The organism is Pseudomonas sp. SW-3, from assembly GCF_016615645.1.
In the GTDB taxonomy this organism is placed as follows: Bacteria; Pseudomonadota; Gammaproteobacteria; order Pseudomonadales; family Pseudomonadaceae; genus Aquipseudomonas; species Aquipseudomonas mandelii.
In genome coordinates this window covers 4,010,552-4,029,836 of sequence record NZ_CP067098.1, presented here as the reverse complement: position 1 = coordinate 4,029,836, position 19,285 = coordinate 4,010,552, and the positions used below count along the sequence as shown (strand labels likewise).

The 19,285-nt window shown below is 61.4% G+C and carries 20 protein-coding genes; 9 read left to right on the top strand and 11 right to left on the bottom strand.

Going from position 1 to position 19,285, the window contains the following annotated elements; genetic code table 11:
* The first annotated feature begins 3 nt into the window (after positions 1–3).
* Positions 4–528 (top strand): DUF3833 domain-containing protein, encoded by a 525-nt coding sequence (locus tag JIO00_RS18010; protein ID WP_010455527.1) that lies wholly within the window; start codon positions 4–6, stop codon positions 526–528.
* Between the two features lie 77 nt (positions 529–605).
* On the top strand, positions 606–1,925 hold the full coding sequence (locus JIO00_RS18005) for an Nramp family divalent metal transporter (RefSeq protein WP_010455525.1): 1,320 nt from the start codon (positions 606–608) through the stop codon (positions 1,923–1,925).
* A 405-nt stretch (positions 1,926–2,330) separates the two neighbouring features.
* On the opposite strand, the gene JIO00_RS18000 is transcribed toward JIO00_RS18005, so the two are convergent.
* From JIO00_RS18000 to JIO00_RS17990, 3 genes are read right to left on the bottom strand one after another with little or no spacing between them, the layout of a single operon-like run.
* Positions 2,331–3,512 (bottom strand): acetyl-CoA C-acetyltransferase, encoded by a 1,182-nt coding sequence (locus JIO00_RS18000; RefSeq protein WP_200666509.1) that lies wholly within the window; start codon positions 3,510–3,512, stop codon positions 2,331–2,333.
* An 11-nt stretch (positions 3,513–3,523) separates the two neighbouring features.
* Entirely contained in the window at positions 3,524–4,189 is a 666-nt protein-coding gene (locus JIO00_RS17995) for a CoA transferase subunit B (RefSeq protein ID WP_010455523.1), read from the bottom strand.
* Positions 4,190–4,223: 34 nt separating this feature from the next.
* On the bottom strand, positions 4,224–4,922 hold the full coding sequence (locus tag JIO00_RS17990) for a CoA transferase subunit A (protein ID WP_010455522.1): 699 nt from the start codon (positions 4,920–4,922) through the stop codon (positions 4,224–4,226).
* A gap of 151 nt (positions 4,923–5,073) precedes the next feature.
* On the opposite strand from JIO00_RS17990, the gene JIO00_RS17985 reads away from it, so the two are divergent.
* Complete coding sequence (locus JIO00_RS17985; protein ID WP_102595014.1) at positions 5,074–5,976, top strand: LysR family transcriptional regulator; 903 nt, start codon at positions 5,074–5,076, stop codon at positions 5,974–5,976.
* A gap of 108 nt (positions 5,977–6,084) precedes the next feature.
* Here the strand turns inward: JIO00_RS17985 and JIO00_RS17980 are convergent, their stop codons facing one another.
* Positions 6,085–6,936 carry an NAD-dependent protein deacetylase gene (locus JIO00_RS17980; RefSeq protein ID WP_200666507.1) on the bottom strand — a complete coding sequence of 284 codons (852 nt, stop codon included), beginning with the start codon at positions 6,934–6,936 and terminating at the stop codon, positions 6,085–6,087.
* Between the two features lie 79 nt (positions 6,937–7,015).
* Entirely contained in the window at positions 7,016–8,062 is a 1,047-nt protein-coding gene (locus JIO00_RS17975) for a class I SAM-dependent methyltransferase (RefSeq protein WP_010455519.1), read from the bottom strand.
* Between the two features lie 488 nt (positions 8,063–8,550).
* Between JIO00_RS17975 and JIO00_RS17970 the strand changes: the two genes are divergently transcribed.
* The 3 genes from JIO00_RS17970 to JIO00_RS17960 all read left to right on the top strand — a co-directional run bounded on the left by JIO00_RS17970 (position 8,551) and on the right by JIO00_RS17960 (position 11,617).
* On the top strand, positions 8,551–9,885 hold the full coding sequence (locus tag JIO00_RS17970) for an acetamidase/formamidase family protein (RefSeq protein ID WP_200666505.1): 1,335 nt from the start codon (positions 8,551–8,553) through the stop codon (positions 9,883–9,885).
* A 144-nt stretch (positions 9,886–10,029) separates the two neighbouring features.
* A complete protein-coding gene (locus tag JIO00_RS17965; protein WP_200666503.1) occupies positions 10,030–10,869 on the top strand; it encodes an HvfB family MNIO-type RiPP peptide maturase in 840 nt (279 codons plus the stop codon).
* On the top strand, positions 10,862–11,617 hold the full coding sequence (locus tag JIO00_RS17960; protein WP_200666502.1) for an HvfC family RiPP maturation protein: 756 nt from the start codon (positions 10,862–10,864) through the stop codon (positions 11,615–11,617). The genes JIO00_RS17965 and JIO00_RS17960 overlap by 8 nt, the downstream gene beginning before the upstream one ends.
* Positions 11,618–11,745: 128 nt before the next feature.
* Here JIO00_RS17960 and JIO00_RS17955 read toward each other — a convergent pair whose 3' ends face one another.
* The 5 genes from JIO00_RS17955 to JIO00_RS17935 all read right to left on the bottom strand — a co-directional run bounded on the left by JIO00_RS17955 (position 11,746) and on the right by JIO00_RS17935 (position 16,061).
* Positions 11,746–12,693 (bottom strand): phosphatidate cytidylyltransferase, encoded by a 948-nt coding sequence (locus JIO00_RS17955; RefSeq protein ID WP_200666500.1) that lies wholly within the window; start codon positions 12,691–12,693, stop codon positions 11,746–11,748.
* On the bottom strand, positions 12,690–13,289 hold the full coding sequence (locus JIO00_RS17950; protein WP_077749092.1) for a lysophospholipid acyltransferase family protein: 600 nt from the start codon (positions 13,287–13,289) through the stop codon (positions 12,690–12,692). Before JIO00_RS17950 ends, JIO00_RS17955 begins: the two co-directional genes overlap by 4 nt.
* Positions 13,276–13,908, bottom strand: coding sequence for a CDP-alcohol phosphatidyltransferase family protein (locus JIO00_RS17945; RefSeq protein ID WP_077749093.1), 633 nt, complete (start codon positions 13,906–13,908; stop codon positions 13,276–13,278). Before JIO00_RS17945 ends, JIO00_RS17950 begins: the two co-directional genes overlap by 14 nt.
* A 105-nt stretch (positions 13,909–14,013) precedes the next feature.
* Positions 14,014–15,324 (bottom strand): sensor histidine kinase, encoded by a 1,311-nt coding sequence (locus JIO00_RS17940; RefSeq protein WP_200666498.1) that lies wholly within the window; start codon positions 15,322–15,324, stop codon positions 14,014–14,016.
* Positions 15,321–16,061 (bottom strand): response regulator, encoded by a 741-nt coding sequence (locus JIO00_RS17935; RefSeq protein ID WP_010455506.1) that lies wholly within the window; start codon positions 16,059–16,061, stop codon positions 15,321–15,323. The genes JIO00_RS17940 and JIO00_RS17935 overlap by 4 nt, the downstream gene beginning before the upstream one ends.
* Before the next feature lie 306 nt (positions 16,062–16,367).
* Between JIO00_RS17935 and JIO00_RS17930 the strand changes: the two genes are divergently transcribed.
* The 3 genes from JIO00_RS17930 (at position 16,368) to JIO00_RS17920 (ending at position 18,275) form a co-directional block, all read left to right on the top strand.
* The gene (locus JIO00_RS17930) at positions 16,368–16,634 is read left to right on the top strand and encodes a DUF2790 domain-containing protein (protein WP_200666495.1); all 267 of its coding nucleotides are present in this window, start codon (positions 16,368–16,370) and stop codon (positions 16,632–16,634) included.
* A 48-nt stretch (positions 16,635–16,682) separates the two neighbouring features.
* The gene (locus tag JIO00_RS17925; protein ID WP_010455503.1) at positions 16,683–16,895 is read left to right on the top strand and encodes a hypothetical protein; all 213 of its coding nucleotides are present in this window, start codon (positions 16,683–16,685) and stop codon (positions 16,893–16,895) included.
* 171 nt (positions 16,896–17,066) lie between these two features.
* Positions 17,067–18,275: a cytochrome c biogenesis protein DipZ gene (locus JIO00_RS17920; protein ID WP_200666493.1), complete on the top strand. Its 1,209-nt coding sequence runs from the start codon at positions 17,067–17,069 to the stop codon at positions 18,273–18,275.
* Between the two features lie 9 nt (positions 18,276–18,284).
* Here JIO00_RS17920 and JIO00_RS17915 read toward each other — a convergent pair whose 3' ends face one another.
* The gene (locus JIO00_RS17915) at positions 18,285–19,277 is read right to left on the bottom strand and encodes an AraC family transcriptional regulator (RefSeq protein WP_010455501.1); all 993 of its coding nucleotides are present in this window, start codon (positions 19,275–19,277) and stop codon (positions 18,285–18,287) included.
* Positions 19,278–19,285: the final 8 nt, after the last annotated feature.

The window sequence follows — 19,285 nt, the reverse complement described above, 5'->3', positions numbered from 1 at the left end:
GACATGTTGAAAAATCTGCTGCTGGTGTTGTGCGTCTGCCTGGCGGGTTGCAGCGTCGATGTGCAGCATTACAGCGAGCAAAACCCCAAGCTCGATCTACCCGGGTTCTTCGTCGGCCGAGTGGATGGCTGGGGAATGTTCCAGAAGCGCTCGGGCGAGGTGGTCAAACGCTTTCATGTGCTGATCAACAGCCGAATGGACGGTCAGAACCTGATCATGCATGAAGCCTTTACCTACAGCGACGGCACGAAGCAGACCCGTGTCTGGACGTTGTACCCGGACGGCCCTGGCCGTTGGCGCGGTACGGCCGGCGATGTGGTCGGCGAGTCTCGCGGTGAGGTCGCCGGCAACGCGCTGCACTGGCGCTATGAACTGAGCCTGCCGGTGGACGACAAGGTCTACCAGGTGCATTTCGACGACTGGATGTACTTGCTGGACGAAAACACCATGGCCAATCGCTCCGCCATGACCAAGTTTGGTGTTGAATTGGGCCAGGTGACCTTGTTCTTCCGCCGCCACGGCGCCTGATACCCGGGCATTTGCCCCTTGGGCGCAGGGGCTGAAACGTCTAAGCTGCGCTTTTCCAACTGTCGACGGATGTGTCCGTGAAATTCAGTTTGCCCAAGGTTGGCACTGCGCCATTTTGCCCGCCGGAAGTGGCGGGCAGCGTTGCAGTTGATCCCAACGCTTCATTTTTCAAACGCATGCTGCGCTTTGCCGGTCCTGGCTTGCTGGTGTCCATCGGCTACATGGATCCGGGCAACTGGGCGACCGCCATCGAGGCCGGTTCGCGTTTTGGTTACAGCCTGTTGTTCGTGGTGCTGCTGGCGAGTCTGGCGGGGATGGTGGTGCAGTGTCTGTGTTCGCGCCTGGGCATCGCCACCGGCCGCGATCTGGCGCAGCTGTCCCGGGAGCGCTACAGCACACGGACCGCGCGGACTCAATGGGTGCTGGCGGAAATCTCGATCATCGCCACCGATCTGGCGGAAGTGCTCGGTTGCGCACTGGCCTTTCACTTGCTGCTGGGCTGTTCGCTGACTGTCGGCATCGCGCTGACCGCGTTTGACACGCTGCTGGTACTGGCCCTGCAAAACCGTGGTTTCCGCCGCCTGGAAGCGATCATGCTGGTGCTGGTGAGCACCATCGGCGTGTGCTTCTTCGTCGAGTTGCTGCTGATCAAGCCGTACTGGCCGGACGTCGCCCGTGGGTTTACCCCGTCCCTGTCTGCCATTGGCGATGCCGCGCCGCTGTACCTGGCCATTGGCATCCTCGGGGCCACGGTGATGCCGCATAACTTGTACCTGCACACCTCGATCGTACAGACCCGAATGATCGGCAAGGACCTGGCCAGCAAGCAGGACGCGGTCAAACTGGCGCGGATCGACACCATTGGCTCTCTGGCGTTGGCGCTGCTGGTCAATGCGGCGATCCTGATCCTCGCCGCGGCGGCCTTTCATCAGAGCGGGCATACCGATGTGGTGGACATCCAGGACGCCTATCACTTGCTCGACCCGCTGGTGGGCGGCGCCTTGGCCAGTGTGTTGTTTGGCGTGGCCTTGCTGGCGTCCGGGCAGAGCTCGACGTTTACCGGGACCATCGCGGGTCAGGTGATCATGGAAGGCTATCTGAACCTGCGGATTCCCTGCTGGCAACGACGGCTGATTACCCGGGGGCTGGCGTTGATCCCGGCGTTCATCGGCGTCTGGCTGATGGGTGACAATGCGATCGGCAAGTTGCTGGTGTTGAGTCAGGTGGTGTTGAGTCTGCAGTTGCCGTTTGCGTTGTACCCGCTGATTCGCATGACCAACGATCACAAATTGATGGGACCGTTTGTGAATCGCTGGCCGACGCGGGTGTTGGCGTGGGGGTTGTTTGGGGTGATCAGTGGGGCGAATAGCTGGTTGATCTTGCAATTTTTGGGGTGACTGGGCCGGCCTCATCGCGAGCAGGCTCGCTCCCACAGTGGATCTGCGGTGAACACAAAACCCTGTGGGAGCGAGCCTGCTCGCGATGAACGATAACGCGGTTTTCCGGGCGGCCCGTTGCCCACGCTGAATCTGGTGAGATTTGCCTGAAGGCTGGGGCAAAAAAGAACCCGGTGCTTCTGATGACTGTCAGCCCATACAGATACTGACTGTGGCGAGGTAGCTTGCTCCCGCTCGAGCGCGAAGCGCTCGCAAAATCTTCGACAATTGCCGGGATTTAGGGGCTGTTTCGCAACCCAGCGGGAGCAAAACTCCCTCGCCACAAAAGCCTGCAACGCAGGAACACCGGGGGTGTTACCAGACCGCGCGGTTCTTCGTGGGTCCCCGCGCAGTCTGTTGAACGCTTTACGCCCGTTCGATCGCCAAAGCCACGCCCTGACCACCACCAATGCACAAGGTGGCGAGGCCTTTCTTGGCGTCGCGCTTGATCATTTCGTGCAGCAGGGTCACCAGCACCCGGCAGCCCGACGCACCGATCGGGTGACCGAGGGCGATGGCGCCGCCGTTGACGTTGACCTTGTTCAAGTCCCATTCCAGGTCCTTGGCCACCGCCAGGGATTGCGCGGCGAAGGCTTCGTTGGCCTCGACCAGGTCCAATTGGTCGATGGACCAGCCAGCCTTGCTCAGGCAACGGCGCGTGGCCGAGACCGGGCCGATGCCCATGATTGCCGGGTCGACGCCCGCGTTGGCGTAAGCGGCAATTTTCGCCAGCACTGGAAGACCCAAGGCCTTGGCTTTGTCGGCGCTCATCAGGATCACGGCGGCAGCACCGTCGTTCAGGGACGAGGCGTTACCGGCGGTCACCGAACCGTCCTTCTTGAAGGCCGGTTTCAGTTTACCCAGCGCTTCAGCGGTGGTGCCGGCACGCGGTTGCTCATCGGTGGCAAAGGACAGCGGATCGCCCTTGCGCTGCGGGATCAGGATCGGTGTGATCTCATCGACAAAACGCCCGGCTTCGATGGCAGCCGTGGCTTTCTGCTGCGAGGCCGCGGCGAAGGCGTCCTGTTGCTCGCGGGTCAGGTTGTACTTGTCCGCCAGGTTCTCGGCGGTGATGCCCATGTGGTAATCGTTGAACGCATCCCACAGGCCGTCGCTGATCATGGTGTCGACGATTTGAGTGTGACCCATGCGCAGGCCAGTGCGGGCTCCGGGCATGACGTAGTTGGACAGGCTCATGTTTTCCTGGCCGCCGGCAATGATCACCTCGGCGTCGCCGCAGCGGATCGCCTGAGTGGCCAGGTGCAAGGCTTTCAAACCCGAGCCGCAGACCTTGTTCAGGGTCATCGCCGGCACGGTAAACGGCAGGCCGGCCTTGATCGCGGACTGGCGCGCCGGGTTCTGCCCGGCACCGGCGGTCAACACCTGGCCCATGATCACTTCATCGACTTCAGCAACGTCCAGGCCGGTTTGCGCCAGCAGCTGACGGATCACCGCGGCACCGAGGTCAACGGCGGACACATTGGCCAGCGAGCCCTGGAAACTGCCGATGGCGGTTCGGGTGGCGGCAACAATAACGACGTCTTGCATGGAAGAATTCCTCACTGGGCAGCGAACTGCATTTCCGGAACGTGATCCGGCACGATCAGTTTACCGGCGGTCTTGGCGACAATCTCTTCGACGCTGACGCCCGGCGCACGTTCTTTGAGAATGAACGCGCCATTTTCGATTTCAAGGTAAGCCAGGTCGGTCAGCACACGCTTGATGCACCCGGCGCCGGTCAGCGGCAGGCTGCATTTGGACAGAAGCTTGGACTCACCGTCCTTGGACGCGTGGGTCATGATGACGATGATGTTGTCCGCGCCGGCCACCAGGTCCATGGCGCCGCCCATGCCCTTGACCAGTTTGCCGGGGATCATCCACGAGGCGATGTTGCCTTGCACGTCGACTTCAAAGGCGCCCAGCACGGTCAGGTCGACATGACCCCCGCGAATCATCGCGAAGGACTCGGCCGATGAGAAGATCGACGCGCCGATACGCGCGGTCACCGTTTGTTTGCCGGCGTTGATCATGTCGGCATCGATGGTTTCTTCAGTAGGAAAGGGGCCCATGCCGAGCAGGCCGTTTTCCGACTGGAGCATGACTTCCATGCCTTCAGGGATGTAGTTGGCAACGAGGGTCGGAATGCCGATGCCCAGGTTCACGTAAAAGCCGTCCTGCATTTCGCGGGCGACGCGTTGAGCCATTTGTTCGCGGGAAAGTGCCATTGTTATTTTTCCTTCAGGTCCGGGGGCTGGGGGATCACTTACGCACGGTGCGCTGTTCGATGCGCTTCTCGAACGTGCCGCAAATGACTCGGTCGACGTAGATGCCTGGGGTGTGGATCTGCGACGGTTCCAGCTCGCCGGGTTCGACGATTTCTTCGACTTCGACCACGGTGATCTTGCCGGCAGTGGCGGCCAGCGGGTTGAAGTTCTGGGCGGTGTGGCGATAGATCACGTTGCCGAAGTGGTCGGCTTTCCAGCCTTTGACGATGGCGAAGTCACCGGTGATGGATTCTTCCATCAGGTACTTGCGGCCATGGAATTCGCGCACTTCCTTGCCATCGGCAACCGGAGTGCCAACGCCGGTGGCGGTGAAGAAAGCGGGGATGCCGGCACCGCCAGCGCGCATTTTTTCGGCGAGGGTGCCTTGCGGGGTCAGGACGACTTCGATTTCGCCTTTGAGCAGTTGGTCTTCGAACAGTTTGTTCTCACCGACGTAGGAGGCCACCACTTTTCGAATCTGCCGGTCTTCCAGCAACACGCCGAGGCCGAAACCATCGACGCCGCAATTGTTGGAAACCACGGTGAGGTCACGGGTGCCCTTGCGCTTGATCTCGGCGATCAGGTTTTCCGGGATTCCGCACAGGCCGAAGCCGCCGGCGATCACAGTCATGCCGTCTTCAAGACCTGCCAGAGCTTCCTCATAGGAACTCACGCGCTTGTCGAAACCTGCCATATGCACCTCTTTTATTCTTTGTGGGCGGCTGGCTAGCCGTATGGGGTAGGAGTGTCTCGCTGGATGATTTATTTGTTAAGTTGATTTTTAAGGTTGATTGATAGATAAAACTCACCAATCACTTATCTTTAATACGTTGGAGCCCGCGCCCATGACAGTCAAGCAGATCCGCGCATTCCTGGCCGTGGCCCAGAGCCTGAGTTTCGCCGTGGCCTGCGAGCGGTTGCACCTGTCGCAATCGGCCTTGAGCCTGACCATCAAAGCGCTGGAGGAGGGGCTGGGCGGCCGGCTATTCACCCGCAACACACGTAATGTGGCGTTGACGGCGGAAGGCGAATCCCTGGTGCCCCTGGCTCGCCGGCTGATTGCGGACTGGGACAACGCCGAGGATGAACTGCGCCAGCGTTTCACCCTCCAGCGCGGGCGCGTGACCCTGGCGGCAATGCCGTCGTTTGCCGGCAATCTGCTGCCGCCGATCCTCAAGACTTTTCGCGCCCGTTATCCCAAGGTCAACGTCACGGTGAACGACGTGATCAACGAGCAAGTGCTGGAAATGGTGCGCGACCGGCAGGTGGAGCTGGGGGTGGCGTTTGAGCCGTCGCAGAGTTCATCGCTGGCATTCACGCCGTTGTATATGGACCGTTTCGTTGCCGTGGTACCGGACGACTCTCCCTTGGCGCAACGGCACGACATTGATTGGCAGACGTTGCTCCAGGAACCGTTCATTACCTTGCAGCGTCCGTCGACGGTACGGGTGATGCTGGAAGAACACTTGCAGGCCCGGGGGATGAAATTGCCGGTGGAGTTTGAAAGCCATCAGTTGGCGACAGTCGGAAGGATGGTGGCCAGCGGATTGGGCGTCAGCGCCGTGCCAGCCCTGTGCGCCGGGCAGATGCGCGAGTTGGGCGCACGGTGCATTACCTTGCGCGACCCGGTGGTGGAGCGGGCGATCGGGGTGCTGACCAAGCCAGGAGTGGAACTGTCGGCGGCGGCGCAGGCGTTGTTCGATATCCTCAAAGCCGAGAATCTGGGCGAGCGAGTGTCCATGCCCTGATCACAATCCCCTGTAGGCGCGAGGCTTGCCCGCGAAAAGGCCGGCACCTTCAACATTGAAGTCGACTGACACGACGCCTTCGCGAGCAAGCTTCGCTCCTACAGGGGTTTAGGGTGATGAGGGGGAGAGGTGCTGTGCCAGCAAGGGCAACAGCTGTTCACACGAGGCCTCAATCTTCATATCCAGGAGGTCATCTGCCCGGGTCTTGCCCAGATTGATCGCCATCAACGGCTTGCCCTGATCCGCCACCACCCGGCACAAGCGAAACGCCGAATACGCCATCAACGAAGAGCCCACCACCAACAATCCCGCCGCCTGTTCCACCGCCGCCATGGCCTTGGCCGCCGTCACCTGCGCGACGTTCTCGCCAAAAAACACCACGTCCGGCTTCATCCGCTCACCCGCGCAATGCGGGCAATGCGGCACCTGGAACCGCGCCTCGAACGCCGGATCCAGCAACGTGTCGCCATCCGGCGCCTGCACCGCATCGACCCCGGTCAGATAGGGATTCTGCGCCTCCATCAGGTGCTGGATCGAATCCCGCTCGCTGCGTTGTCCGCAGTCCAGGCACAGCACCCGGTGCAAGCTGCCGTGAAGTTCGATCACATCATGGCTGCCGGCCTGATCGTGCAAGGTGTCGACGTTCTGAGTGATCAGCCCGCTGATCTGCCGGCTGCTTTGCAGACTGGCCAGGGCTTCGTGGGCCACGTTCGGTTGAGCCTGGCGCACGCGCGGCCAGCCGAGCATCGCCCGCGCCCAATAGCGGCGCCGTGATTCCGGGGCCGACAGGAACTCCTGATACATCATCGGTTGCCGGCCACGCCGAACGCCCTCGTTGTCGCGGTAGTCTGGAATGCCCGACGGGGTGCTGATGCCGGCGCCGGTCAGGACCATGAACGGCTGCTCGGCCATCAGCTGCTGGAGCCGGTCGAGTTGTTCGCGGATGCGGCGGTCAAGCATGTTCAACACTCCGGGTCTCTTGAGTGTTTGCAGCGTAGCACTTGCCAACCTGCCGAATGCGAGCCCGTGAGCGGCGTGGTTATTTTCGCGCCTCCAGAATCAGGTTGAACGGCGTTTCCGTGGCCCGCCGGAAAGTCTTGAACCCCGCTTCGGTGAAGACCTTGCGCAACCGCGCTTCACCCGCCTGAGCGCCGAGCCCAAGGCCGACTTCCTGGGACAGCGAGTTCGGCGTGCAAATGAAGGTCGAGGCGGCGTAGAACAGCCGGCCAACCGGGGTGACGTTGTCGTCGAGCGAATCGTTGGCGAACGGTTCCACCAGCAGCACCGTGCCGTCCGGTTTCAGAGCGTCATAGGCGTGTTTCGCCGCGCCCACCGGGTCGCCCATGTCGTGCAGGCAGTCGAAATAGCAGATCAGGTCATAGTCGTCGCCGGGGAAGCTTTTCGCCGTGCCCTGAAAGAACCGCGCACGCCCGGACACGCCGCCTTCTTCGGCGCGCTGGGTCGCGACGGTGACGGACGGTGCGTGGTAGTCGAAGCCGACGAACCGCGAGTCCGGGAACGCCTGGGCCATGATCACCGTGGAGGCGCCGTGTCCGCAGCCGATGTCGGCGACTTTGGCGCCCGCCTGTAATTTGGCGACCACGCCTTCCAGGGCCGGCAGCCACTCGGCGATCAGGTGCGCTTTGTACCCTGGGCGGAAGAACCGCTCCGTGCCGCTGAACATGCACGGATGGTGATCGCCCCAGGCCAGGGCGCCGTTGCCGCGCATGGCGTTGACCAGTTTGTCCTTGTCATGGAAAAACGACGCGACCACCCCGATACCGCCGGCGATATAGACCGGCGAATCTTCGATCGCCAGCGCCAGGGCTTGCTCTTCGGGCAGGCGGAACTGGCCGCCCTCGTGTTCCATGTAACCGGACGCGGCGTGGGCGCTGAGCCATTCGCGCAGCAGGCGGGGGTTGCAGCCGGTCTTGTCGGCGAGTGCTTCAGGGGTGATCGGCTGACTGTCGGCCATGGCCCGGTACAGGCCGAGCTCTTCGCCGAGGATGACGTTGGCAAGCATCGCCGCGCCGCCCATGTCGTTCACCAGTTTGCCCATGAAGTCATTGAGTCTGGCCTCGTCCATCACATGTGCTCCTTCAGCAGGATCACGGTCCAGAGGCCTTGTTTATCGAGGCGTACACCTCTGGGCGGTGGTCGTGGAAATGAACAGGACGCTGTGCACGTCCCGCGTGCAATAAGTTTAGTCCGAGCCGGGTGCGCGGCGGCCTGAAGCGACGAAAGCGCCATTCCCCTGGCCGACACAAATCCCCTGTAGGAGCGAGGCTTGCCCGCGAAGTCGCCGTGTCAGTCGACAAAAGTATTGCCTGACACTCCGTCTTCGCGGGCAAGCCTCGCTCCTACAAGGATTGGCGATGTGTATCGCACTGTATCCAGCCGCCGTCCCGATACATTCCACTTCATTCGCGGCTCCCACCGAACACAGACCAGATACAAACCTGCGATGAACTGTAAAGGCTAACCAGCGCCCGAAATCCGGGGCTGTCGAGGCACTTTTCAGGGTCGTCGCAACAGGCGGCCGTCTTTGCTCGTGACTCCGTGAAGGGAACAATAATGACCACGCTCGTGCCTGAAACCGACCTGAAATCCGCTCCCGTCAACCATCTGCGCGTCGATCAGTACACCAACGGTCTCATTGGCCCCAGCCAGCCGATGCTCGGCCCGCTCGCCGACGGCGGCACCCTGATCACCGGCACACCGCCGGGTTGCTGGGGCCCGATGATCACGCCCGCCTTCGAGGGCGGCCACGAAGTGACGCAACCGGTGGCCATCGCTGGCGCGGAAATCGGCGACGCCGTGGCGATCAAGATCAAGAGCATGCGCGTCACCTCGCTGGCGACGTCGTCCGGGGTCATGAGCTTTGTTGAGGGGCGCTACAACGGCGACCCGTTTGTCGCCAAATTTTGCTCCAAGTGCGGCACCGACCACCCGGCCAGTCATGTCGAAGGCATTGGCGAGGAGTCGATTCGCTGTAACAACTGCGGCGCCGAGGTCAGTGCGTTTCGCTTCAGCCATGGCTACGTGATTGTGTTCGATGCACAGAATCAGGTCAGCCTGACCGTCAACCAGGACGTCGCCAACCGACTGGCCGGCAATGCCTCTGAAATGTCGGCGCTGCCGGAATTCGCCGCCCAGCATTCGATCCTGTCTCTGGCCCGTGCCGACATCCCCGGGGTTGCCGCGCACATGCGCCCGTTCCTCGGAAACATCGGCACCACGCCGTCCCGTGACTTGCCCGATTCGCACAACTGCGCCGATTTCGGCCAATACCTGATCAACGCCCCACACCGTTTCGGCATGACCCGCGAAGAGCTGCACGCGGCCAAGACCGACGGCCACATGGACACCAACTCGATCCGCGAAGGCTGCGTGTTGATCTGTCCGGTGAAAGTGCCGGGGGCCGGTGTGTACATGGGCGACATGCATGCCCAGCAAGGCAACGGCGAGATCGCAGGGCACGCCACCGACTGCTCCGGGGAAACCGAGGTGGTGGTGCAAGTGGTGAAGAACCTGACCCTGGACGGGCCGATCCTCCTGCAAAACCTCGACGATCTGCCGCCGATGGCCCGGCCCATGAATGGCCAACAACGGCAGAACGTCCGCGAACTGGGCGAGCGCTGGGGTCAGCATGAAATCGAGCAGAGCGGGCCGATCACCTTTATCGGCAGCGGCGAGAACCTCAACGTCGCCGTCGAGAACGGCTTGAAACGTGCCGCTTCGGTCACCGGTTTGCCGTATGACGAAGTGCTCAACCGCGCGACCATCACCGGCTCGATCGATATCAGCCGCCTGCCGGGCACCGTGCGCGTGACCTTCCTGTGCCCGATGAACGTGCTCGATCGCATCGGCATCGGCCATCTGGTACGCGAGAAATACGACCTGGCGTAACGCCTGCCGAAGGGTCTGTACCGGAGTGTGTACAGGCCCGTCGGCGATACAACCGCCACGATGTTCTGCCGGACCGGAACACAGCCCCGATACATCGCTTCGGTTAACTGTGACTCCGTACTGGCAACCCTTGAGATCGACACCATGCAGACCCCCATCACCTCAGCGAAAGCGACCGTCGGGCTTGGCTTGCGTCGCGGATTAATGAAGGACCTCCAGGCCGCCCGTACCGGCGATTTCGATTTCCTGGAAGTTGCGCCGGAAAACTGGATCGGCATCGGCGGCGCCCATGGCCATGCGCTGCGGGCCCTGGCCGAGCGTTTTCCGTTGTCTTGCCACGGCTTGTCGCTGTCGCTGGGTGGGCCGGCACCGCTGGACGTCGGGTTTTTGCAGGAAGTGCGGGTGTTCCTCGATCACTACAACGTGCCGCTGTACAGCGAGCACTTGAGTTATTGCAGCGATGACGGTCACCTTTACGACCTGTTGCCGTTGCCGTTTACCGAAGAAGCGGTGCACCACGTGTCCGCGCGAATTCGCCAGGCCCAGGACATTCTCGGCCGGCGCCTGGCGGTGGAAAACGTCTCCTACTACGCCGCGCCGCAGCAGGATATGGACGAAGTGACGTTCACCAACGCGGTGTTGCGTGAAGCCGATTGCGACCTGTTGCTGGACGTCAACAATGTCTACGTCAACTCGATCAACCATGGCTTCGATCCGCAGACCTTTCTGGCCGGCATCGATTCGGGCCGGGTGGTGGCGATGCACGTGGCCGGGCACTTCGATGAGTCCGACACGTTGAAAATCGACACCCATGGCGCGTCGGTGAAACCGGTGGTCTGGTCGTTGCTGGCCCAGGCCTACGCCCGGTTTGGCGCGCAACCGACATTGCTGGAGCGGGATTTCAACTTCCCCGCATTCACTGAACTGGTGACTGAATTGCAGACTATTCGTCGCTTGCAGGCCGAGGGGGTGAACCGTGGATAAGCCAGGCCTGTTTGACCAGCAAAACACATTGGGTCTGTACCTGCGTGACCCGGACCATTGCGCGCCGCCAGCCGGGATGGATGTGGCGCGGGCACAGGTTTACCGCGACCTGATTTTTTCCAACCTGTCGTTATTGCTTAGCGGGACCTTTCCGGTGCTGATCAAGATTCTCGGTGATGAGCGCTGGCGTTCGCTGGTACGGATCTTCCTGCGGGACTGTCGTGCGCGTACCCCGAAATTCGGCGAAATCGCCCAGGAGTTTGTCGAGTTCCTGGCCTCCGGACCGCAGGCGTTAGGTGAGCGCGAGTGGCCTCCGTTCATGGTGGAGCTGGCGCATTACGAGTGGGTCGAAATGGCGTTGCAACAGTCCGAAGCGGAGCCGTTGCCGCCGAGTGATGTGGCGTTGATTCTGGCGCGACCGTTGCTGGTGTCACCGTTGGCGTGGCCGTTGGCTTATGCCTGGCCGGTGCAGTTGGTGGGGCCGGATCATCAACCGGAAGCGCCACCGGCTCAACCGACTTTGCTGCTGGTGCGTCGAGCCGAGGACTGGAGTGTGAAATTTTCCGAGCTGAGCCCCCTGGCGTGGCGGTTGTTGCAGCGGATCGAGGCATTTCCCGAGCTGGACGGGCAGGCGCAGTTGGAAGGGCTGGCAGTGGAGGCGGGGGCCGTTGGATCGCCGGAGTTTATGGCGAGTGGCACGGCATTGTTGCGGCAGATGCATGGGGAAGGGGTGATTGGGTTTGCATGATCGTTCCCATGCTCTGCGTGGGAATGCCTCACCGGTCGCTCCGCGTCCGCTTCAGGGACGCGGGGCGTCCCGGGCTGCATTCCCACGCAGAGCGTGGGAACGATCACTGACAGGGGGTGGTGTCTATTTTATGGGGCGGAAAAGAAATACCGCGTCAGGTGAAAGAAAATCGGCGCCGCGAAGCAGATCGAATCCATCCGATCCAGCATGCCGCCATGCCCTTTGATCATGGTTCCCCAATCCTTCGCGCTCAGGCTGCGCTTGATGGCGGACATGACCAGCCCACCCAGAAAACCCATCACCACGATCACCAGCGACATCAGCAGCGACTGCCAGAAACTGAACGGGGTCATCCAGAACATGCACCCGCCAATCAACGTGGCCGACAGACCGCCACCGACCAAGCCTTCCACCGTTTTCGACGGACTCACCAGCGGCGCAACTTTGTGCTTGCCGAATAGTTTGCCGAACACGTACTGCAACACGTCACTCAGTTGCACGACGAACACGAGATAGAACAGCAGCAGCGCGTTCTGCCCCTTGAAACCTTCCAGGTCCAGCAGCAACAGGGCCGGCGCGTGGCTGATGCAGTAGACGCAAATCATCACCCCCCACTGAATCTTGGCCGCCCGTTCCAGAAAAGCGTCGGTGTCCTGGCTCAGCACCGCAATCGCCGGCAACAGCAGGAACGCGTACACCGGAATCAACAGGGTGAACAGCGAATACCAGTGCGTGCCGATCAGCACGTATTGCAGCGGGATCAGAATGAAGAACGCCGAAAACAGCGCGTTATGGTCGCCCAGCCGGGTCGGCGTCAGGGTAATGAACTCCCGGAGCGCGAACAGCGAAATGAAGCCGAACAGAATAACCGTCGCGTTCCCGCCCAGCAGGTAGGACACGAAGAAGATGATGACCATGCCCCACCAGGCATTCACCCGCTGGTTGAGGTTCTCGATGGTCGACATCGAGCTTTCTGTTTTGGCGCGCTTCGCCAGAATCCGGCCGATGACCGAAGCGATTGCCAGCAGGACGGCAATGGCGCCGAAGAACCACAAGAACTTTTCGTCAAGATTCATTCCGACAACCTCACAATCGCTTCACGCGCCCGATCCAGAAACACCTGTTTTTCCTCGCCACTGATCCGTGGCAGCGGGTCGCCAATACGGATCGTGCAGATGATGGGCAGCGGGACGTGTTTGCCTTTCGGCATGGAGCGATGCAGGTTTTCCAGGTAGATGGGCACCAGATCCACCTCGGGGAATGTCTCGGCCAAACGGTACAGCCCTGATTTGAAAGGACCGGGCAACGCCTCGCTGCCTCGGGTGCCTTCCGGAAAGATGATGATCGAATGGCCGGCCCGCACCACGTCGAAAATCGGCTCCAGCACGTTAACGCCGGGCGCCGGATTTCGCTCGATCAGCACTGCGTTCAGGCCTTTTTGCGAGATGTACGACAGAAATTTGTTCTTTCCCCAGTAATCCGCAGCGGCGACCGGTTTCACGTTCACCCGGGCTTCCGGGGGCAGCGCCGCGATGATTGCCAGGGTGTCCATGTGGCTGGAGTGATTGGCGAAATAGATGCGCTGGCGTGTCAGGTCCGGCGGGCTTTCCCATCGGGCGGTGACGCCGATCAGGAAGCGAAGAACAGAAATCAGCGCGTTACTGATCCACATGAGCATTCCCCTTGAGCTGGCGCGAGATGGCCAGCGTGCGCGTGACGCAGGTCGCGGCTGAACCGACAGCGATGACGACCAGCGCGATCAACAGCACGTAGTGAGTGCCATAAACGCTGGCTTCGACGGCATTCAACAGAAGGGCCACAGTCATCACGGCCATTCGATGCTGCTTGGCCATCGGGCCGATGAAACTCTGCTTCAGGCCAATCGAGCCGCCAAACACCCTGACATACGCCGTCAGTGCCGCAGCCAGCGCCGCAAACCAGCCGAGATCGGCGTAGCCGATGGCATACCCCAGCGCGACGATCAGCAGGCTGTCGGCAATGCGGTCGGGGAATTCGTTGTAGAGGCTGCCGATGTCGGATTTCTTGCCGCCCTCGATCGCCACCATGCCGTCGAAGAGGTTGCACAGCAGGCGCAATTGAATGCCGACGGCGCAGAGGATCGAGCCGATGAGCCCGTTATCAATATTCAATGCCACCGCCCCGGCGAGCGCGAAGGCGATGCTGGCGACGGAGATCTGATTGGGGGAGATGTCTCGTTTCACCAGAAGGTCGGTGATGTATTTCGCCCAGCCCGCAGAGCGCGTCTTGATGGGCCTTCGGTTGTCATCCATTTTGCCAATATCCATATAGGTGTCGGTTGCTATCAGGGCATCGCCGTCGGCTGCTGCACGACGGTGTCCGACAATATAAAGGCTTTCCTTGGCCTTTGTGTCTGTTTACTGACTGCCAGGTCGAAGCGGTAACTTCAACTCCGCACACAACCCGCCGCCCTCACGATTGCTCAACGTCAACGATCCCCCGAGCGCCAACGCCAACTGCTGTGCAATCGCCAGCCCCAGACCGGTGCCGCCGGTGCTGCGATTGCGCGAATTCTCAACCCGGTAAAACGGTTCCATCACGTGGGTCAGTTCCTCTTCGGCAATGCCCGGTCCGCGATCCATGATCTTCACCGAGAGGCCGCCGTTTTTTGCTTCCACCCACAGCTCGGCGGCGCCGGCGAACTTCAGAGCGTTATCCGTCAGGTTTACCAGTACCCGCCGCAAGGCATGGGGCCGGGTGTCGATCACCGCGCCACTTTTGCCACTGAGCTGCACGTCCTTGCCCACGTCCTGGTAGTCGAACACCAGGCTGTCGAGGAACGAATCCAGGTCGGTGCGGCGGCTTTCTTCGGTGGCGCCGTGAACGCTGCGGGCATAGGCCACGCCTTCGCGCACCAGGTGTTCCATCTCACTGAGATCGCTCCACAGTTTGTCTTTTTCGCTGCAGTCGTCCATGAATTCGGCGCGCAGTTTCATGCGGGTGATCGGGGTTTGCAGGTCGTGGGAAATCGCCGCCAGCAGTTGCATGCGCTCTTTCAAGTACGCGGCGATGCGTGCCTGCATCGAATTGAAGGCGATGGCGGCATGGGCGACTTCGGTCGGGCCTTTTTCGTCCAGGTGCACCGCGTGGGTGTTGGGATCAAGGTTGTCCACGGCCTCGGCAAGGCGGGTGAGGGGGCGGATGGCGATTCTCACCGCCAGCCAGGTGCAGAGGATCATCAGCGCCAACTGGCCCAGCAGAACGATGGGCAACCACGGCGACAACGGCACCATTGATGGCCTGACGTCGATGGTCACCGGGCTGCCGTCCGCGAGTTTCAGGTGCACCTGAAAGTGTTTCTGTTCGCCGGGAATGTCCGTCACGGTCATCGGGTAATCCTTGCCGATGGCGTCCTTGATCGATGTCATCGCGATGGGCGTGTCGCTCATGGCCACGCCCGGCGAACCCTCGTCGAGCAAATAACGGTAGTTGCGGCGGTTCAGTTGTTGCAGCCAACCCATGCGTTCTTCGGCTGGCAAGCGGTCAAGAATGGCGATGGAGGTCGAGACGTCGGTTTCCAGATTGCCAAGCATGGTGTTTTTTGCGCTTTCGTAACGCTCGTAATACTGCGCGCCAAAGGACAGCGCCTGCGCCAGGATCAGGCCAATCAGAAAGATCAGCGAGAGGCGCGAGGCCAGGGTGCGGGGCCAACGAAGGGTGAGGTTCATGACGGCGCACCGAGCACTTCCACCGGCAGCGAAAACACATAGCCCTCACTGCGCACGGTTTTGATGTAGGCCGGTTCGCGGGCATCGTCCAGCAAGCGCTGGCGCAAGCGGCTGACCAGCAAATCGATGGAACGGTCAAACAGATCGGCGTCGCGGCCCTGGGTCAGATTGAGCAACTGGTCGCGATTGAGCACCCGCTGCGGGTGATCGAGGAACACCCGCAGCAATCGGTATTCCGCACCGCTGAGCGCGACCATGGTGCCGTCTTCGTCCAGCAGGTGCCGGGCCGACGTGTCCAGGCGCCAGCGCCCGAACGCCAGCAGGCGACCGCTTTCGGTGACCACCAGGTTTGGCGGCAGCATCCGCGTGCGGCGCAGTACGGCGTTGATTCGCGCGAGCAGTTCACGGGCGGCGAACGGCTTGACCAGGTAATCGTCGGCGCCCATTTCCAGGCCGATGATGCGGTCGGTTTCGTCGTTGCGGGCAGTGAGCATCAGCACCGGCGTGGCCTTGTGTTTGCCGGCGCGCAACTCGCGGCAGAGCATCAGGCCGTCGTCGCCCGGCATCATGATGTCGAGCACGATCAGGTCCACCGGCGTGGACTCAAGGAAGCTGCGCATCTGGCGTCCATCGGCGACGACCGTGGTGCGCAGGCCGTTCTTCTTGAGGTAGTTGCCTACCAGTTCCCGGATCTCGCGGTCATCGTCCACGATGAGAATGTGATCGACGTGTTCCATGGGGCCAAGCCTCTATCAATGGGGGATGTTGCGCAGTCTATCGGGCCTTGGCCCGCTCGCCCGCAGCCCTTTGTATTGCAGTGTATCTGGCGTAGCGACGGATACATGCAAAGGCAAAAATGCGGTTTTCCAGGGGTTTTGTATCGCTCTGTATCAGGGGCCGGCTTTGATACGTACCGATTTACACGCGGCTGTTTTCGACACAGACGAGATACCTCGCGAGCTTCTAATGGGTTCCATCGAGGCAACCCACACCGCCTCTGCTCAATCGAACGACCTACCCATTGAAGCCTTGAGGAAACCGCCATGAACACCAAAGCCATCTACGCCGCTTGCCTGTTTGCCGCCCTGAACATCTGCACCTTGTCGGCCCGCGCCGAAGCCGCCGATGTTACCGCCAAAACCTACACCTACGGCACCCACCTGGACATCAAGAAAGTGCTGTCGTTGAAAGAAGACGCCGCGCCTTCCTGCGGGGTTGTGAATGCCCAGCTGACCTACCTCGATTCCCAGCACAAAACCCAGGTGCTGGATTACCGCAAATTTGCTGACGGCTGCAACGCGGACAACTGAGTCCTTCGCTGAGCGATTGCCAACCCCCTTTGAAACAGGAAGAACACCATGAACAACGTCACCCGCTTTTTGACCGCTGTTGCTTTCTCCGCAGCCGGCGCGGCTGCCCATGCCAATGCCGCTGTTGAACAGAAAAGCTGTGGCAGTGCGACCTGCTTCCAGCTGACGCCGGTGGCCGAGCAGGGCGCTCATGCCTTCCTCGCACAGGACGGCTCGAGCCGCACGCCGCAAGGTCAGCTACAGGAAAACCAGAAGGCCTGATGCCCGAACCCGGTTTTGTGAACACCACAATTCCAGTGTAGGAGTGAGCCTGCTCGCGATGGCGGAGTGTCAATCGACATCAGTGTTATCTGACACACCGCCATCGCGAGCAGGCTCACTCCTACAGGGGGTAGGTGGTGTGTCGTTCTTCTCTATTTCAAGGTGATTACCATGTTTCTCATCGCTTTTCTGGGCGGTATATTGACCGTCCTCAGCCCCTGTATCCTCCCGGTGGTGCCGTTCCTGTTCGCCGGTGTCAAACGCACCCGTTCATCCATTCTGCTGACCCTCGGCGGCATGGTCCTGACCTTTGCCCTGATCGCCAGCCTGGCCGTGGTCAGCAGCGAATGGGTGGTGCAAGCCAACAACACCGGTCGTCACGTCGCGCTCTTCGTGATGGGATTGTTTGCTCTGTCGCTGATTTCCGCCCGTGTCGGTGACTGGATGGCCCGCCCGTTCGTGGCGCTGGGCAATCGCCTTGATCCCGACACCCGCAAAATGTCAGGCCCGCTGGGTTCGGTCATGATCGGTGTGGCCACAGGGTTGCTCTGGGCGCCGTGTGCCGGCCCGATCCTCGGGGTGATTCTCACCGGCGCCATGCTCCAGGGTGCGAACGCACAGACCAGCCTGTTGCTGCTGGCCTACGGCCTGGGCAGCGCACTGTCCCTGGGGACCTTGATCTTCGCCGGTCGCGGTTTGGTCAATCGCTTGAAAGTGTCGATCCCTGTCACTGGTTGGTTGCGTCGTGGTGCCGGTGTTGCCGTGCTGGCGACCGTGGCGGTGATTTCCACCGGTGCCGACCGGACACTGTTGGCCGGCACCTCGTCCGAAGGCGTCAGCAGCCTCGAAAAAGGCGTGATGGAAAGCGTGCCGAAAGTCGTCGACTACTTCGTCAGCAAGGTCAGGGCCGACTCCATGGACAACGCCCAGGGTTCCATGCCGTCGCTGTCCGGTGCCGTCCAGTGGCTGAACTCGCCAGCGCTGAGCAATGATTCGCTCAAAGGCAAAGTGGTGCTGGTGGACTTCTGGACCTACGACTGCATCAACTGCCAGCACACCCTGCCGTATGTGAAGGACTGGGCGAAAAAATACGAGAAGGATGGCCTGGTGGTTGTCGGCGTCCACACCCCTGAATACGGTTACGAGCGCATCATCGACAACGTCAAGGACCAGGTGAAAAAGCTCGGCATCACCTACCCGGTGGCCATCGACAACAACTACGCGATCTGGCGCGCCTTCGACAACCAGTACTGGCCCGCTCACTACCTGATCGACGCCAAGGGTCAGGTGCGTTACACCCACTTCGGTGAAGGCGCCTACGAAACCCAGGAAAAGATGATTCAGCAACTGCTGGAAGAGGCCAAGGCACCTTCGGCGTAACCCTCGCCATCAATGGCTCACAGGCTGCGTGCCGCGGGCCATTGGTTTTTTCTCCTGATTGCGCCGCCACGCCGCGGGTGGCGCACCGTACTCTCGACGAAAGGCACGGCTGAAGGCCGTGTCGGTCTGGTAGCCCACCTCTTCGGCAATCCGCATCAACGAACTGTTACTGCTGCGTAACAGGTTCGCCGCCAGCAACATCCGCCACTGCGTCAGGTACTGCATCGGCGAACTCCCCACCAACTGCGCAAAGCGTTCCGCCAACACCGACCTTGAGGTGCCGGCGGTTCGCGCCAGTTCATCCAGGGTCCAGGCGTGACAGGGTTTTTTGTGCAGCGCATTCAGGGCGGCACCGACGATCCGGTCACCCACACCGGCCAGCCAGCCGGTCCGGCCTTCACCGCGTTCGTTCATGTACAGGCGCAACACCTCGATGAACAACACCTCGGCCAGTTTCGCCAACACACCTTCGCCCCCGGGCCTGGGCGAGCGTGCTTCGGCCAACGCATAACGCACCGATGATTCCAGCCAGATTCCGGCATTGGAGCCGCGCACATTGACCCGGACCACCGCCGGCAATCCCGTCAGCAACATGCCCGCCAACCGCGTATCGCAGGCCAGATAACCGCACACCAGCCGCGTGACCGCGCCGCCTCCGCCGTAACTCAGTTGCCGGGGACGGCGCGCCAGCACCACGTCCAGCCGCTTGCCGGTGACCGGCGTCAGCCCCGGTTGCGAGCTCATGCGATGGGCATCGCCCTGAGGGAACACCACCACATCGCCGGCGGTCAGGCGCAGCGGCGCAGCGTTTCCCATCTCGACATAGCACTCGCCTTCGGTGATCAGGTGGAATATCACCACCCGCTCGGCACCGGGCTCCAGAAAGGGGGCCGCCGTGTCGGCACTGGGCGACTGGTAGCACCAGGGTGCCGTGAACCTGGCATTGATGAAAATCGCGCCGACCAGGCGGACGACGCGCAGGGTTTGGGACAGGGCGTCCATGGTGACTT